The organism is Thauera sp. SDU_THAU2 (assembly GCF_038260575.1).
Taxonomy (GTDB): domain Bacteria; phylum Pseudomonadota; class Gammaproteobacteria; order Burkholderiales; family Rhodocyclaceae; genus Thauera.
Genome location: NZ_JBBWUN010000003.1, coordinates 4609478 through 4625729, shown reverse-complemented (window position 1 = coordinate 4625729; position 16252 = coordinate 4609478). Strand labels below are relative to the sequence as shown.

General features: G+C 68.0%; 13 protein-coding genes. 5 read left to right on the top strand and 8 right to left on the bottom strand.

Annotated features, from left to right (window positions below):
* Position 1 precedes the first annotated feature (1 nt).
* The 6 genes from AAFL97_RS23325 to AAFL97_RS23300 all read right to left on the bottom strand — a co-directional run bounded on the left by AAFL97_RS23325 (position 2) and on the right by AAFL97_RS23300 (position 7359).
* Positions 2 to 769 carry an ABC transporter ATP-binding protein gene (locus AAFL97_RS23325; RefSeq protein ID WP_341646968.1) on the bottom strand — a complete coding sequence of 256 codons (768 nt, stop codon included), beginning with the start codon at positions 767 to 769 and terminating at the stop codon, positions 2 to 4.
* Between the two features lie 4 nt (positions 770 to 773).
* A complete protein-coding gene (locus AAFL97_RS23320) occupies positions 774 to 1856 on the bottom strand; it encodes a FecCD family ABC transporter permease (protein ID WP_341646967.1) in 1083 nt (360 codons plus the stop codon).
* Positions 1853 to 2995, bottom strand: a complete 1143-nt coding sequence (locus AAFL97_RS23315) for an ABC transporter substrate-binding protein (RefSeq protein ID WP_341646966.1) — start codon at positions 2993 to 2995, stop codon at positions 1853 to 1855. Before AAFL97_RS23315 ends, AAFL97_RS23320 begins: the two co-directional genes overlap by 4 nt.
* Positions 2995 to 5082 carry a TonB-dependent receptor domain-containing protein gene (locus AAFL97_RS23310; protein ID WP_341646965.1) on the bottom strand — a complete coding sequence of 696 codons (2088 nt, stop codon included), beginning with the start codon at positions 5080 to 5082 and terminating at the stop codon, positions 2995 to 2997. Before AAFL97_RS23310 ends, AAFL97_RS23315 begins: the two co-directional genes overlap by 1 nt.
* 173 nt (positions 5083 to 5255) lie before the next feature.
* On the bottom strand, positions 5256 to 6260 hold the full coding sequence (locus AAFL97_RS23305) for a helix-turn-helix transcriptional regulator (RefSeq protein ID WP_341646964.1): 1005 nt from the start codon (positions 6258 to 6260) through the stop codon (positions 5256 to 5258).
* A gap of 199 nt (positions 6261 to 6459) precedes the next feature.
* Entirely contained in the window at positions 6460 to 7359 is a 900-nt protein-coding gene (locus AAFL97_RS23300; RefSeq protein ID WP_341646963.1) for a LysR family transcriptional regulator, read from the bottom strand.
* A 148-nt stretch (positions 7360 to 7507) separates the two neighbouring features.
* On the opposite strand from AAFL97_RS23300, the gene AAFL97_RS23295 reads away from it, so the two are divergent.
* The 4 genes from AAFL97_RS23295 to AAFL97_RS23280 all read left to right on the top strand — a co-directional run bounded on the left by AAFL97_RS23295 (position 7508) and on the right by AAFL97_RS23280 (position 13575).
* The gene (locus tag AAFL97_RS23295; RefSeq protein WP_341646962.1) at positions 7508 to 8899 is read left to right on the top strand and encodes a GntP family permease; all 1392 of its coding nucleotides are present in this window, start codon (positions 7508 to 7510) and stop codon (positions 8897 to 8899) included.
* A gap of 157 nt (positions 8900 to 9056) precedes the next feature.
* A complete protein-coding gene (locus AAFL97_RS23290) occupies positions 9057 to 10568 on the top strand; it encodes a CoA-acylating methylmalonate-semialdehyde dehydrogenase (protein ID WP_341646961.1) in 1512 nt (503 codons plus the stop codon).
* Positions 10569 to 10650: 82 nt separating this feature from the next.
* Entirely contained in the window at positions 10651 to 12267 is a 1617-nt protein-coding gene (locus AAFL97_RS23285; RefSeq protein ID WP_341646960.1) for a GMC family oxidoreductase, read from the top strand.
* Positions 12268 to 12408: 141 nt separating this feature from the next.
* Positions 12409 to 13575 carry an enoyl-CoA hydratase/isomerase family protein gene (locus AAFL97_RS23280; RefSeq protein WP_341646959.1) on the top strand — a complete coding sequence of 389 codons (1167 nt, stop codon included), beginning with the start codon at positions 12409 to 12411 and terminating at the stop codon, positions 13573 to 13575.
* Between the two features lie 59 nt (positions 13576 to 13634).
* Here AAFL97_RS23280 and AAFL97_RS23275 read toward each other — a convergent pair whose 3' ends face one another.
* Entirely contained in the window at positions 13635 to 14735 is a 1101-nt protein-coding gene (locus AAFL97_RS23275; protein ID WP_341646958.1) for a zinc-binding metallopeptidase family protein, read from the bottom strand.
* Positions 14736 to 14802: 67 nt separating this feature from the next.
* Here AAFL97_RS23275 and AAFL97_RS23270 point away from each other — a divergent pair, with 67 nt between their 5' ends.
* Positions 14803 to 15195 carry a GlsB/YeaQ/YmgE family stress response membrane protein gene (locus AAFL97_RS23270; protein WP_341646957.1) on the top strand — a complete coding sequence of 131 codons (393 nt, stop codon included), beginning with the start codon at positions 14803 to 14805 and terminating at the stop codon, positions 15193 to 15195.
* Between the two features lie 51 nt (positions 15196 to 15246).
* On the opposite strand, the gene AAFL97_RS23265 is transcribed toward AAFL97_RS23270, so the two are convergent.
* Positions 15247 to 16227 (bottom strand): dioxygenase family protein, encoded by a 981-nt coding sequence (locus tag AAFL97_RS23265; protein WP_341646956.1) that lies wholly within the window; start codon positions 16225 to 16227, stop codon positions 15247 to 15249.
* Positions 16228 to 16252: the final 25 nt, after the last annotated feature.

The following is a 16252-nucleotide window of genomic DNA, read 5'->3' as shown; positions in this document are numbered from 1 at the left end:
ATCAGCACCATCGTGCGGCCACGCTCGCAGCGCTGCACGCGCGCTTCCACGCCGTAGGGACGGTGCGCAGCATCTCCGGCGTGATCGCGGCCTGGGGCGTGCCGCAGGCATGCAGGCGGCCCCGGTGTATCACCAGAATGTGGTCGGCCCACTGCGCCGCCAGGGCGAGGTCGTGCAGCACCGTGATCACCAGATGGCCGCTGTCGGCCAGCCTGCGCACCGTGTCCATGACCCGCCACTGGTGGCGCAGGTCGAGCGCGCTGGTGGGCTCGTCGAGCAGCAGGATGGGAGAGTCGCGCGCGATCGCCTGGGCCAGCGCGGCAACCTGGCGCTGGCCGCCGGACAACTGGTCGAGCCGCCGCATCGCGAGGTCGTCGATGCCCAGGCGTTCGAGCACCGCCATCGCCGCGAGCTCTTCCTCGCGCGCCGGCAGGTTGCGGGCCTGCATCGCCGTCAGGGTGACTTCCAGCACGTTCAGTGCGGCGGTTTCCGGCAGGCTCTGCGGCATGTAGCCGATGGTGCGCGCCAGCGCGGCGGCAGGCATGGCGAGCAGGTCCTGGCCGTCCCAGCGTGCCTGGCCGCTGGCCGGCACCAGCCGGGCGAGCGCGCGCAGCAGGGTGGACTTGCCGGTGGCATTGGGGCCGACCAGGGCCACCAGCTGGCCCGGCAGCAGCGGCGGCAGGCTCAGGTCGCCAAGGACGGTGTGGCTGCGATAGGACACCGTGAGGTGCTGGATTTCCAGCGCCGGCGCAGCATTCGTGGTGCTCATGACCTCATCTCCGCCGGTGGCGCCGGGTGATCAGGGCCAGGAACACCGGCAGGCCGACCAGCGAGGTGGCGATGCCCACCGGCATCAGCACGCCGGGCACCAGGGTCTTGCTGATCACCGAGGCCAGCGACATCAGCAGCGCACCGCAGACCACGCTGGCCGGCAGCAGGAAGCGGTGGTCCTCGCCGACCAGCAGGCGCGCCATGTGCGGCCCAACCAGGCCGACGAAGCCGATGGTGCCGACCAGCGCCACCGCCGTCGCCGCCAGCAGGCTGGCGCGCACCAGCGCCCACAGGCGGAGGCGATCGACGTTGACGCCGAAGCTGCGCGCGCGGTCGTCCCCCAGCCGCAGCGCGGTGAGCCGGCGCGCAGCGCGCCACGAGAACGGCATCGTCACGACCAGCACCGCGACCAGCAGGCCGACGTTGGTCCAGTCGGCACGCGCCAGGCTGCCCATGGTCCAGAACACCAGTTGCTGCAGCGCGTCCTCGCTGGCGACGAACTGCAGCAGCGACAGCAGCGCGCCGGCGGCGAAGCCGATGGTGATGCCGAACAGCACCAGCGTCTCCGGCCCGGCATGGTGGGTGCGCGCAAGCAGTTGCAGCAACATCAACGCGCCAAGCGCGAAGACGAAGGCATTGGCCGGCACCAGCCAGGACAGCTCCAGCCCCGGCACGCCCACGCCGAGCACGATCGCGAGCGCGGCGCCGAGCGCCGCCGACGAGGACACGCCGAGCGTGAAGGGCTCGGCCAGCGGATTGCCGAGGATGGTCTGCATCTCGACCCCGGCAAGCGCCAGCGCCATGCCGACCAGCACCGCCAGCACCGCGATCGGCAGGCGTACCTCCCACAGGATCACACGCTGGCCGCGCCCCAGCGATTCGGCATCGAACAGCCCGCGCAGCGCATCCGCCACACCGAGCGAGGACGGGCCGCTGACGAAGTCGGTCAGCGCGCTGGCCAGTGCAAGAACCAGCAGCAAGGCCACCAGGCCGCGGCGGCGCCAGGTCAGCCGGCGGTACTCGTCCAGCGTATCGAGCCCGGCCGTCGACACCACCACGGCCGGATGACAGGCCTCGCGCGTCATCGGCTGCTCCGGCCGGGAACGGCGAAACCGGTGGGCTGCCCCGGCCCGTTAGTCCAGAAGGTGCCGCGCAGCGGCGTAGCGAGGAAGCGGCTGTTGATCTCGTCCATCGTCGCCTGCGGATCGATGTCGGCATACACGTCGGGCAGCACCCATTTGGCGACGACTTCGAGCGCGACGATGCTCAGGCCGCCGGTGAGCGGAAACCAGATGCCGTGGGTGCGTCCGTCCTCGACCGCGCGCATGCCGGACATTCCCTTGCGCTGCAGTACCCGGCCCAGCGAGGCCTGCGCGGCGGCCGGCGTGGTATTCACGCCGAGCACCAGCCCGCCGCGCTCGGCGAGGTAGGCGCCGCCCGCGCCGATATAGACCTCCGGATCCTGGTCGAGCACGTACTCCAGGCTCAGCTGGCCGAACATGCCGGGCAGCACTTCCTCGCCGATGTGGCGCCCCCCGGCGATGGTGACGAGGTCGCCGATGCTCTCGCCGCTCCCCACCGAAGTGCAGCAGGCGGCACTGCCCGCGTGCGGTTCGAGCAGCACCACGGGGCGCCGCTGCACGGTCGCGGCGCGGCTGCGGATGCGCTCGAGACGCTCCTGGAAGAAAGCCACGTAGGCGTCGGTCTGCTCGCTGCGGCCGATCAGCACGCCGAGCTGCTGCAGACCGTCCAGCGGCCGCTCGCTGCGGAAGCTGGGCGTCAGGCGCAGGACCACCACGCCGATGCCGGCCGCCTCCAGTTGGCGGATCAGGCGCCCGACGGCCATGAAACGCGGATGCAGCACGACCAGGTCCGGTTTCAGCGCGATGACGCGTTCGAGCGGGAAGTTGTTCGGATCGTCGACGCTGAGCTGCAGGATGTCGTCGAAAGCGGGATCGGCCTCGCGCAGCGCGCCCAGCGTGTCCGCATCCAGGCGCCAGCGGTTCCACGCCACCAGGCGCTGCGCCGGGCGGTCGTCGATGAGGGCGAGGGTGATGAAGTCCGAGGTGTCGGTCAGCACGATGCGCTGCGCGGGCTGGGACAGCACCACGCGGCGGCCGGCCTGGTCGGTCACCGCCACTTCCGCCGCCGCCCCCAGCGACAGCGCAAACAGCAGGCCGACCAGAGCGGCACGCAGGGCCCGGCACAAACGCCGCATGCCCATCAGAAGCCCGCGTTCAAGGCCACCCACAGGCGACGGCCCTCGTCCTGCATCCAGTTGCCGTCGAGGCCGGTGGTGCGGGTGCGGTTGTCGATCGCGACCATGCGGTCGGTGACGTTGAGCAGCGCGGCCTTCAGCGTCAGCGCGGGGCTGAAGGCGTACTGCCCGCCGATGTCCAGCGTGGCCGAGGCCGGGCGCTCGCGCACGTTCGTCGCGCCGTTGCGGAAACCGGCGTAGTAGGACTTGCCGTAGTAGTTGGCGCGCAGCCAGCCGGAGAAGGCATCATTGGGCGTCCAGTCGAGCTGGGCCTTCAGCATGTGCCTGGGCGTCTTGTCCAGCGGCTTGCCGTCGAGCGAGCTGTTGTCGTAGGAGAACTCGCCGCCGCCCTCGCGCTCGGACTTCACGTAGGTGTAGTTGCCGTCGAAGCCCAGCGTGCGGGTGAGCGGAAAGTTCAGCGCCACTTCCAGGCCGCGGATGGTGACGTTGTCGATGTTGTCATAGACGTAGATGCTGCGCGAGGGCATGCGCGGATCGTCCACGCCGGTGTCGTAGCTGGCGACCTTGTTCTTGAAGTCGTTGTTGAACACCGTCGCGCTGAGGCTGGAACGCGGCGCCCACTGCCAGGCCACGCCGAACTCCTGCGTCAGGCTGGTTTCCGGATCGAGGTTCGGGTTGCCGCACAGGTTGCCGCGCTTGGGCGTGTTGCCGCCGGTGGTCATGCAGTAGCCCGCCACGCTCTGGCGCAGCGTCGGCGCCTTGAAGCCGCTGGCGATGCCGCCGCGCAGGGTCCACGCCTCGTCGAGCTGATACACCCCGTACAGCCGCGGCGACCAGTGCGAACCGTAGAGTTCGTGGTGGTCGAGGCGCACGCCGGCCGTCAGCGTGAAGCGATCGCTGAAGAAGAAGTCGTCTTCCGCCGACAAGGCCCACGAATCGATGTCCACCTTGTCCACGTTCGGCGCCGGGAAGCCCGGGATGGAATCCTGCTGGCTGATGCCTTCGACGCTGCTGAGCTGATACTGGGCGCCGAGGCGCAGCAGGTGGCGGCTGAAGGGCAGCGACAGCTGGCCGTCGAACACGCGGTTGGTCACTTCCGGGCGGGCGACGTTGCGCACGCCGTTGGTGTAGTCGTTCTGCTTGCCGACTTCCTGGCTGAGCACGACGCGGGAGGTGCCGAAGGACCAGCGCCCTTCGTGCGTCAGCGAGATGTGGTCGCGGCTGTGACGGGTCTCGGTGCCGTCCGCAGTGGCGGCGATGGAATGGCCCGGCTCGCGCAGATAGCTGAAGTCCTCGGTGCCCACGTCCAGGGTCAGGTCCTGGTTGTCGCTCAGCTTTGCGCTGAGCTTGGCGCCGATCGAGCGGTCGCGGCTGCCGTGGGCGCCGCTGACGAAAGGCAGGGGGTAGTAGATGTCGTCCTCGTAGCGGCGCACGTACTGGCCGTAGACCTGCAGGCCGAGCGCATCGGCCTTGATCGGGCCGCCCACCCAGAAGTCGGCCTGGCGGCTGTCGCCGAGATCGGAATGTTCCTGCTTGGTCGCCGACAGCGTGACCGAGCCGCGCCACGCTGTCGGCACCTTGCGGGTGATGATGTTGATCACGCCGCCCATCGCGTCGGCGCCGTACAGGGTGCCCATCGGGCCGCGCACCACCTCGATGCGCTCGATCGCATCGAGCGGCGGCAGGAAATTGGCCTGCACGCCGCCGGTGCCGCGGTTCATGGTCTCGCGCGTGCCCTGCCGCTTGCCATCCACCAGGATCAGAGTGTATTCGCCGGGCATGCCGCGGATCGAGATGTCGCTGGAATTGGGGCTGTCGCCATTGACGTTGACGCCTTCCAGGCGGTTGATGGCGTCGACCGCGCTGCCGACCGGCAGCTTGTCGATCTCCTCGCGGGTGATCACGGAAATCGACGCCGGCGCGTCCTTGACCATTTGCTGCTTGCCGGCGGCGGAGACGACGACCGCGCTCAGCATGCTCTCTTCCTGGGCGTGGACGGAAGCGCTGCCCGCCATTGCCGCGATGGCGGCCAGGATGCAGCGGGCAAGCGGCAGGACGGAACGATGGGAATGGATGTCGGCGGTGGGTTTCATGGGCGTGGGCAGCTTCGGCTTCGGTAGGATCTGGAGTCGCGCACTGCGCGAGCGACAGGCACGCACGGAACCCGAGCGTGCTTCGGCAGGCATTTCAGCATTCCATCGCCTTGCCGTGGTTTGCCGGACACGCACGAATGTTTGCCGGATGCGCTTTGCGGCCACAGCGCCGTTCAGATGCGTGCGCGCACCATCTTGGGCGACAGTCCGAAGCGGCGCTTGAAGGCCGTGGCGAAATTGGCGGCGCTGTTGTAGCCCGCCACATGGGCGGCCTGGGCCACGCTCGAGCCGCGCTGTTCCAGGTCGATGCGCGCCTTGTGCAGGCGCGCATCGCGCCGGAACTCGACGATCGAAGTGCCGTAGGCGGCACGGAAGTGGCGCTGCAGCGCGCTGGCACTGAGCCCCGCCCAGCGGGCGATCTCGTCCAGGCTCAGATCCAGCGCCGCATCGCTGGCGAGGAAATCGCGCAATCGGGCCAGGCGTTCGTGCTGGCATGGACGCAGCCCAGCATTGCCGGCATGCTCCGTCAGGCTGCCCAGCGCCTCGTGGGCCAGTTCGACCGCCCGGCTGTTGATCAGCAAGCGCCCCAGCGGTGCCGGGCCGGCCGTCAGCTGCATCAGTTGCTCGGCCAGCGCCACGGCGCGCGGCGACGGCCGCCAGGGCTGTGTCGCCAGATTGCGGTCGAGAAAGCTGCGCACGCGCGGGTCCGTCCCGGCATCGGCAAGACCCTGCTGCTGCAGCCATTCGGACGACATGAACAGGCTGACCTTGCGCTCGAGCTTGCCCTGCTGCCAGCGGCGCTCGAAAGTCTCCTGCCGCGTGGTGCCGACCATCATGCCGCATGCGGTGGCTTGCCGCCGCCCCGCCGACAGATCGACGCACTGCGCGCCGAAGGACACATCGACGTTGCCGACCAGCAGTACCGTGACGCGCAAGCCCGGGGCCAGCGAGACCCGTGAGCGCAGGTCGCGAAGATCGCAGACCTGCGAGCAATGCACTTCGAGCCCGTCCTGCGCCCCCAGGCGAGACACCCGGCCGGCGAGCACCGGTTCGTCCGGCGTCATGCGTGCGCCGACGAAGTGGTAATCGCCTCCATTGAACTCGCCGGCCAGCATCATGCCCGGCGGCAGAACGAAATCACGGGCGATTGCCGCACCCATTGCTTGATTCGAGGTCATCCGTGCTTCCAATCGGATGAGCCAGACTCGCAGAACCGTCCGGAGGCTGGTCACTGAAGTTAGTAATGATGTCCATTATCATTTACTTTCACGGAGATCTCTGCAAGCCTTTTGTGCATTGCAACCAGCACGGCGCCTCAGCCTCGCGAGCAAGGCCGCATGACGTCCTGCTGCACGGACCGCTGCGGGGCTTCGCTGCTCAGCGCATGTCGCCGCGCCAGGCTTCGGCGACGACTTCCATCGCAGCGACGATCGGCGGCTCCTTGACCCTGTCCTTGCGGCAGATGAAGCCCAGCGCCGCCGGCACGACGACGGCGTCGGCGATCACCACGCCGTCGGCATGGGCGGCATGCAGGGCCAGGCTGTCGCGCGCCAGCGATAGCGCGACGCCCGATCTGACCAGATCCATCATCGAAGGCTCCAGGTCGACCTGGGCCACGACCTTGAACTCGACGTTCTCCGCCGCGGCGATGCGGTTCAGCAGGCGGTGATGCACCGATTCCGGCGGCGTCCAGATCCAGGGCAATTGAGCCAGCGCCCGCCAGCCCTTGCCCCGGACCTGCCCGCCCCAGCTCGGCGGCGCGACGACGCGGTAGATGAAGCCGGTCAGCGACAGGACATGGAAGCGATCCTGCAGGTCTTCCAGGCCCGGCGCACCGAGCGCGAAGGCGGCATCCAGGCTGCCCGCTTCCACCTCGCGCGCCATCGCACCCGACATGCCGTGGCGCAACATGAAGGACACGCCGGGATGGCGCTCGGCGAGCAGGCGCAGGCAGACCCCCAGGCGCAGGAACTCGGGATCGACGATGGTACCCAGGCGCAGCGTGCCCATCAGGCTGCCCTTGAGGTCGGCCGCCGCGGCGCGGAACTCGGAAGCCGCCGCCAGCGCCCGCTCGGCCGCCGGCAATAACTGGCGGCCCGCCTGGGTCAGGCGAACGCCGCGCGGCAAGCGTTCGAACAGGCTCAGATCGAGGGATTCCTGCAGCTTCTTGAGCTGCAGGCTCAGGGCCGGCTGGGTGATGTACAGCCGCTCGGCCGCCCGCGTCAGGTTCCCCTCCTGGGCAGTCATCACGAAAGCCCGCAGGCCCGAATAGTCCATTTGATATTAGCAATCGAAATAACTAATCCAATGATAACTCATTGGACCGGATGGTTTTCGGCGGTTTTAAATCCCTCGCGCTGCACCCGTGCGCCCTTTCGCAATGAAGGGGGAATTTTCTTTCGTCATAACCAGAAGAGGAGATACCGTGAGTCTGCTGATCGTCATCGCGGCGCTTGCCTTCCTGATGTTCGTGGCCTACCGCGGCTACAGCGTCATCCTGTTTGCCCCCGTCGCAGCGCTAGGCGCGGTGTTCCTGGTCGATCCATCCCTGGTGGCGCCGATGTTCTCCAGCGTCTTCATGGAAAAGATGGTGGGCTTCGTCAAGCTCTACTTCCCGGTCTTCCTGCTGGGCGCCATTTTCGGCAAGGTCATCGAGTTGTCGGGCTTTTCCAAATCGATCGTCTCCACGGTGATCGGACTCGTCGGCCAGAAGCGGGCGATCCTCTCCATCGTGCTGGTCTGCGCGCTGCTGACCTACGGCGGCGTGTCGATGTTCGTCGTCGTCTTCGCCGTCTATCCCTTCGCCGCCGAGATGTTCCGCCAGAGCAACATCCCCAAGCGGCTGATCCCGGGCACGATCGCGCTGGGCGGCTTCACCTTCACGATGGACGCGCTGCCCGGCTCGCCGCAGATCCAGAACATCATTCCCAGCACCTTCTTCAAGACCGACACCTGGTCCGCGCCCTGGCTGGGCGTCACCGGCGCGGTGTTCATCCTGATCACCGGCCTGATCTACCTGGAAGTCCAGCGCCGCCGCGCGGTGACTGCCAACGAAGGCTACGGCAACAGCCTGGTGAACGAGCCCGAACCTTTCGACCACGACAACCTGCCCCACCCCGCGATCGCGCTGCTGCCGCTGGTGATGGTCGGGGTGATGAACAAGGTCTTCACCAGCCTGATCCCGCGCTTCTACGGCGACACCCATGAAATGGTCCTGGCAGGCACGGCCACGCCGATAACGACCGACGTCTCCAAGGTCGTCGCCATCTGGGCGGTGGAAGCGGCCTTGCTGGTGGGCATCCTGACGGTGATGCTGTTCGCCTTCAAGACGGTGACCAAACGCTTCGCCAAAGGCACCCAGCTCGCGATCGGCGGTTCGCTGCTGGCGACGATGAACACTGCATCCGAGTACGGCTTCGGCGCGGTCATCGCCGGCCTGCCCGGCTTCCTGGTGGTGGCGGAAGGGCTCAAGGCCATTTCCGACCCGCTGATCAACCAGGCGGTCACGATCACCGCCCTGGCCGGCATCACCGGCTCTGCCTCCGGCGGCATGAGCATCGCATTGGCCGCGATGGCCGACACCTTCATCCAGAACGCGACGGCGGCGGGCATCCCGATGGAAGTCCTGCACCGGATCTCCGCCATGGCTTCCGGCGGCATGGACACCCTGCCGCACAACGGCGCGGTCATCACGCTGCTGGCAGTGACCGGCCTGACCCATCGCCAGTCCTACAAGGACATCTTCGCCATCACCGTCATCAAGACGATCGCGGCCTTCCTGGTCATCGCGGTGTACTACACCTTCGGCATCGTCTGAGGCGCGTATTCGCGCCTGCTCCGGGGACTGGCTCCAAAGGCTGGAGATATTAGCAATCAAAATATCGAATCTAATGATAAGTCATTGGACCGGTACCCCCTCAGCCGCTTTAATGCAAGGCTCCAAGCCCCCACACACCACAGCAGGAGAAATCGACATGAGCTTCACCTACGCATCGCCCCAAGGCCGCGTCGGCCACTGGATCGACAACGAATTCCGCCCCGGTGAAGGCGGCCAGGCCCCGGTTTACGATCCCGCCTTGGGCAAGGTCGCGCGCCAGGTCGCGCTTGCAACCCAGGCCGAAGTCGATGCTGCGGTCGCCTCCGCCGCCGCTGCCCAGCCCGAGTGGGGTGCACTGGCCGTCCAGCGCCGTGCCCGCGTGCTGTTCAAGATGAAGGAACTGGTCGAGCGCCACACCGACGATCTCGCCCGCCTGATCACCCGCGAACACGGCAAGACCTTTCCCGACGCCAGGGGCGAAGTGCAGCGCGGCCTGGAAATCATCGAGTTCGCCTGCGGCATTCCGCAATTGCTGAAGGGCCAGTACTCCGACAACGTCGGCGGCGGCATCGCCAACTGGAACCAGCGCATGCCGCTGGGCGTCACCGCCGGCATCACGCCGTTCAACTTCCCCGTCATGGTGCCGATGTGGATGGCGCCGGTGTCGATCGCATGCGGCAACGCCTTCGTACTGAAGCCCTCCGAGCGCGACCCCTCGCCCTCGCTGCTGCTCGGCGAGCTGTTCCGCGAAGCCGGCCTGCCGGCGGGCGTATTCAACGTCGTGCAGGGCGACAAGACCGCGGTCGATGCGCTGCTGAACCACCCCGACGTGCAGGCGATCAGCTTCGTCGGCTCGACCCCGATCGCGAAGTACATCTACGAGACCGCCGCCCGCAACGGCAAGCGCGCGCAGGCCCTGGGCGGCGCCAAGAACCACATGGTGGTGATGCCCGACGCCGACCTCGACCAGGCGGCCGACGCGCTGATCGGCGCCGCCTACGGCTCGGCCGGCGAGCGCTGCATGGCGATCTCGGTGGCGGTCGCGGTGGGCCACATCGCCGACGAGTTGATCGCCAAGGTGAAGAGCCGCGCCGAACAGCTCAAGGTCGACGACGGCGAAGCCCGCGGCGCCGACATGGGCCCGGTGGTCACGCAGGAGGCCAAGGCGCGCATCGAGGGCTACATCGCCTCCGGCGTCGAACAGGGCGCCAGCCTGGTGCTCGACGGCCGCGGCCTCGCCGTGCCCGGCCGCGAGCAAGGCTACTTCCTCGGCCCCACGCTGTTCGACAAGGTCGAGCCCGGCATGAAGATCTACGACGAGGAAATCTTCGGTCCGGTGCTGTGCGTGGTCCGCGTCGATACCTTCGCCGAGGCGGTGGCGATGATCAACGCCCACGCCTTCGGCAACGGCGTCGCCTGCTACACCCGCGACGGCCGCACGGCGCAGGAGTTCGCCCAGAAGATCCAGGTCGGCATGGTCGGCATCAACGTGCCGCTGCCGGTGCCGATGGCCTGGCATTCGTTCGGCGGCTGGAAGCAGAGCCTGTTCGGCGACCACCACAGCTACGGCGAGGAAGGCGTGCGCTTCTACACCCGCTACAAGAGCATCATGCAGCGCTGGCCCGACAGCGGCTCCAAGGGGCCCGAGTTCGTGATGCCGGTCAACTGACGACCCGGCAAGTCCTCCTCAACGGACCGTCCCCCGCCCTCCGGCGGAGGACGCGACGAAACTCGCCCCTCAGGAGTACCCCATGAAAGACTTCGGTGAATTCGATTACATCGTGGTCGGCGGCGGTGCCGCCGGCTGCGTGCTGGCCAACCGCCTGTCGGCGGACCCCGACGTCAGCGTGCTGCTGCTCGAAGCCGGCAACGACGAAAGATGGATCTGGACCAGGATCCCGGTCGGCTACCTGTACTGCATCAACAACCCGCGCACCGACTGGTGCTACAAGACCGAGCCCGAACCGGGCCTCAACGGCCGCTCCATCATCTATGCCCGCGGCAAAGGCCTGGGCGGCAGCACGCTGATCAACGCCATGCTCTACCTGCGCGGCCAGGCGCGCGACTACGATTCCTGGGCCGAAGCCACCGGCGATGCCGGCTGGGCCTGGAAAGAAGTCATGCCGCTGTTCAAGCGCGTCGAGGACCACTGGAGCGGCGGCAACGACCTCCACGGCGGCAAGGGCGAATGGCGGGTGGAACGGCAGCGCCTGAGATGGGACATCCTCGACCGCTTCGCCGAAGCGGCAACGCAAGCCGGCGTTCCGGCCACGCCCGACTTCAACGGCGGCAACAACCTGGGCGTCAGCCAGTTCGAAGTGAACCAGAAGCGCGGCACGCGCTGGAGCAGCGCACGCGGCTTCCTCGATCCGGTGCGCGGCCGCCCGAACCTGCGCATCGTCACCGGTGCGCTGTCCGACAAGCTGGTGCTGGAAGGCCGCCAGGCACGCGGCATCGAATTCCGCCTCGGCAACGAGGCCTGCGTGGCACGCAGCCGCATCGAGGTCGTGCTCGCCGCCGGCGCCGTCGGCTCACCGGCCATCCTGCAGCGCTCCGGCATCGGCGATCCGGCCCTGCTGCAGGAACTCGGCATTCCGGTCGCCCATGCGCTGCCCGGCGTCGGCCGCAACCTGCAGGACCATCTGCAGATCCGCAGCGTATACAAGGTGCAGGGCATCAAGACGCTGAACCGCCAGGCCAACAGCCTGTGGGGCAAGGCCATGATGGCGCTGGAATACGCCTTCAAACGCAGCGGCCCGCTGACCATGGCACCCAGCCAGCTCGGCCTGTTCGCGCATTCCGACCCCTCGGTGCCGACACCCGATCTGGAATACCACGTCCAGCCGCTGTCGCTGGACAAGTTCGGCGACCCGCTGCACAAATTCCCGGCCTTCACCGCCAGCGTCTGCGACCTGCGCCCGCAATCCCGCGGCCACATCGACATCCGCGACCGCGACCCGGCCAGCGCACCGAAGATCGCCCCCTGCTACCTCAGCCACGAGGCCGACCGCCAGAAGGCCGCACGCGCGCTGCGCCTGACCCGCAAGATCGCCAGCCAGCCGGCGCTGGCGCCGTTCAAGCCGGTCGAGCACCTGCCGGGGCCGGACTTCACCACCGACGAACAACTGATCCACGCCGCCGGCAACATCGGCACCACCATCTTCCACCCGGTCGGCACCTGCAGGATGGGGCGCAGCGACGACGGCTCCGCCGTCACCGACTCCGAACTGCGGCTGTGCGGCATCGCCGGCGTCCGCGTGGTCGATGCCTCGATCATGCCCAGCATCACCTCGGGCAACACCAGTTCGCCGACGATCATGATCGCCGAGCGAGGGGCCCAACTGATCCGCGCGGCACGGAGGCGCTGAACACGGGAGACGGAAAATACCCACGCTCCGCAACACCACCTTCATGGCTTCTGGCCCTGGGGTGCACCTGCGGCGAAAATAAGAACGGCGGCCGCGCAGCACGTTCCTGCGCAGGCCGCCGCGTACCATCGAGGAGAGACGATGAACGAACACACCGAATCCATTCCGGCAGCGGCGAACGACTGCGTGACCCTGCGCGAAATCTCCACCGCCTGCGGCCGGCGTTTCGGCCATGCCACACTGAACGCGCCCAGGAGCCTCAACGCCCTGTCGCTGGAGATGATCGACCGCCTCGCGCCGCAGCTCGACGCCTGGGCGGCCGACCCCGCCATCGTCGGCGTGCTGCTCGACGGCTCGCTGGAGAAGGCCTTCTGCGCCGGCGGCGACGTCGCCGCGCTCTACCACGCCATCGAGGCCATGCCCGCCGGCCAGGCGCCGCAGGCGGCGAAGGACTTCTTCGAGCGCGAATACCGGCTCGACCACCGCATCCACACCTACCCGAAGCCCATCCTGTGCTGGGGCCAGGGCATCGCCATGGGCGGCGGCATCGGCCTGATGGCCGGCGCCTCGCACCGTGTCGCCACCCCCACCACCCGCATGGCGATGCCCGAGATCACCATCGGCCTGTACCCGGACGTCGGCGGCAGTTGGTTCCTGCGCCACATGCCGGGCCGCAGCGGGCTGTTCCTGGCGCTGACCGGCGTACCGATCAACGCCGCCGACGCACGCTTCGCCGGACTGGCCGACTTCATCATCGACGACGCCCAGCGTACGCAACTGCCGGCACTGCTCGCCGACACCCGCTGGGAAGCACCGGATGCGGCCGGCAACATGGCCAACCACGCCCGTCTGGGCGCCCTGCTCGACCGTCTGAGCGAATCGGCAGCCGTACCGGAATCACCGTTGCGTGCCCATTACGACCGCATCGAGGCATTGATCGGCCACGACGGGCTGGCAGCCATCGCCGCCCGCCTGGCCGCGCTGGTCGACGATGCCGACCCCTGGCTCGCCAACGCCGGCAGGACCTTCGCGCACGGCGCGCCGAGTTCGGCACGGCTGTCGTGGGAACTGTGGCAAAGGACGCGCCACATGTCGCTGGCCGAGGTGTTCCGCACCGAATACCACGTCTCGGTCGCCGCTACCGCCCACGGCGACTTCGCCGAAGGCGTGCGGGCGCTGCTGATCGACAAGGACCGCAAGCCGCGCTGGCAATTCGCCACCGTGCAGGCCGTCGCCGACGAGATCGTCGCGGATCACTTCACGCCCCGTTACAGCGGCCCGCATCCGCTCGCCGATCTCGGTGCCTGATTTTTCCGCCGGACGATCGCGGTCTCCGGCCCTGGCCGCTCAGGTCGAAGACGGCATCTTCACCTGCGCCGGGCCGCAACCAGATCGTGCACGAAGGCGAGCTTTTGCCGCACGACGTCGGGCAAGGCGAAGGGATAGAGGTCGGCAGCACCCATCGACCGGTTCAGCGCGTTCAGCGCCACGGTGAGCGGCACCCAGGCGGACAGCAGCCGCTTCACCGCCACCGCGCGGTAGGGATCGACATCGATGTCGGCGGACAGCTCGCCTGCATCATCCACCTCGGGCTCCAGCTCGATGCCGAGCACGGCGGCGGTTTCCAGGGTGTCGACCATGTGCAGGTAGTGCGCCCAGGTCTCGGCCCAGTCTTCCCAGGGGTGCATGGTGGCGTAGGCCGAGACGTGGCTCGCTTCCCAGCCTTCCGGCGGCCCTTCGCGGTAGTGGCGGTCGAGCGCCTGGGCGTAGTCGGCGCGCTCGTCGCCGAACATCGCCCGGAAGCCGTCCAGCGCGCCGCCGTCGCGCACCAGCAGATCCCAGTAGTAATGCCCGATCTCGTGGCGGAAATGGCCGAGCAGCGTGCGGTAGGCCTCGCCCATCTCGGCGCGCATGCCTTCGCGCGCGGCATCGTCGGCCTCTTCCAGTGCGATGGTCACCACGCCGCCGGCATGGCCGGTCATCACCGGCTCGGCGCTGCCGGGCAGCTCGGCGAGAAAATCGAACACCAGCGGCTCGGCATGATCGTCGCCCGGTACCGGACGCGGCAGCCCGAGCCGGGCGAGCGTATAGATGAGCCTGCGCTTGGCGGACTCGATCTTTTGCCAGCGGGCGAGATGGACCGGGTCGTCGAGATTGGGCACGGTGCGGTTGTGGCGGCAGGCCGGACAGAACTCGGCCGCATCGTCCGGCACTTCCGCGTCGCCATCGTCGCCGGCGGGCACCATCCAGTTGCAGGCGCTGAGCTCCCAGTTGCGGCAGAAACGCCAGCGCCGGTTGTCGTCCGCCCCGTCCGCGCCGGGCAATACCCGCCAGCGCGGCCCGTCGGCTTCCACCGCCGCCATGCGATCCTGCTCCGGTAGATAGCCGAGCGTCTGCCCGCAGCGCAGGCAGACGGTATTCTCGAAATGCACCACCTGTCTGCAGCACTGGCACTGGAACAGCTTCATCGCCATCTCCTCCGCAACGGGTTTCTCGGGCGAGCCATTGTCCGCCTGCGCAGGCAGCGGCCGCGCGATGTGTATCGACTTTTTACCATTTCCGCTTTGGCACCGCACAACGCGCCTGCATAATCCGGATTACACCGCCATCGCGGTGGCCGCCGCAGCAGTGGCGGCGCGCGATTCCACTGTTTCCACTGATTTGGAGGACGTGCAGATGAGCGACATGGGTGTCGGCTGGTTGGCCGCCGTGATCATCGGCGGCATCGCGGGCTGGATTGCTTCGGGCTTGATGAAGAGCAATACCGGCGTCCTGATGAACATCGTGCTCGGCATCATCGGCGCCTCGGTGGCGAGCTTCCTGTTCGGAATTCTCGGCGTCTCCTTCGGCGGCTGGCTCGGCTACCTGGTGGCCGGCGTCGTCGGCGCCTGCATCCTGATCGGCATCGTCAGAGCGGTCAGGAAATGAAGCTGCCCGGAGCGTGCCGACCCGGCACGCTCCGAATCACACCGCGCTGTTCTACTCCCCCCTGGCCGGGAAGCGGCCATCCGGCCGCGGCATGCGCCCCGGCGGCGGATCGCCCGGCTCACCTCTCGGCCCCCGGCCTCCCCGGCGGGCGCCACTGGCCCGGCACAGCGGATCGTCCATGGACTGGCGGACCACCAGCGTCTTGTGGGCGAACATCACGCCATCGTCCAGGCGGCTGACCTCGAACAGATAGGGAGCCTTGTCCGCTTCCCCGCCGATCACGCCATCGGTATCCAGCGTGGTATCCGGCTGGCCGAAGGTCCGGTACAGCGCGTGCTCCTCGAATATCCGGCTATTCAGTTCATCGCTGAACAGCAACTGCGTGACGACGCTGCTGGGCGCGCGGTCGTCGGCCTGGTAATCACCGATCTGCACGCGCACATGAACATGCACCGCGCGGCCGCGGTACCAGCCGGGATAGCAGCTGTCGAAAGCGGCGACGCCACGCGCATCGGTGCGCTGATAGCCGCGGAAGAACTGCCTGTCGCGGTCGTCCGGGTCGTTGTTGCACATGCGCATGATGTCCCCGGAATAGCCCCCGGTGTAGTTGGTGTGCCAGATCTCGACGATTGCGTCCGGCACCGGACGGCAGGCCTCATCGACGACGCGCAGCGCCATGCGCAGCGGGATGCCGTCCCAGCCGTCGCTGATGTCGACGCGTTCCGGCGAGGCGGTATGACAGGGCCCGATGGTCGTCGAGCAGATCAGCCTGCACGCCGATTCGAGCGAATCCGTGAACGGGTCCGGAAAGCTCATCGCCTGGCCGATCCGGCGCGTGCCGCCGCTGGCCCATGCGCCGAGTGCGGCGCCCGTGCCGCCGGACGAAGTGGCAGCGGCTGCCGCCATCGGCCGCTGCCCGAATAGCGTGCTCAGCAGCAGCGAACCGGCCGCCAGGCGGAACAGGCTGCGCCGGCTGCTGCTTGGCGGGTCGGCTTGCCGGGACGACTCCGGAACGGAATGTGTATTCTTCATGGCGGAACCTGCGCGTGGTTGGAAC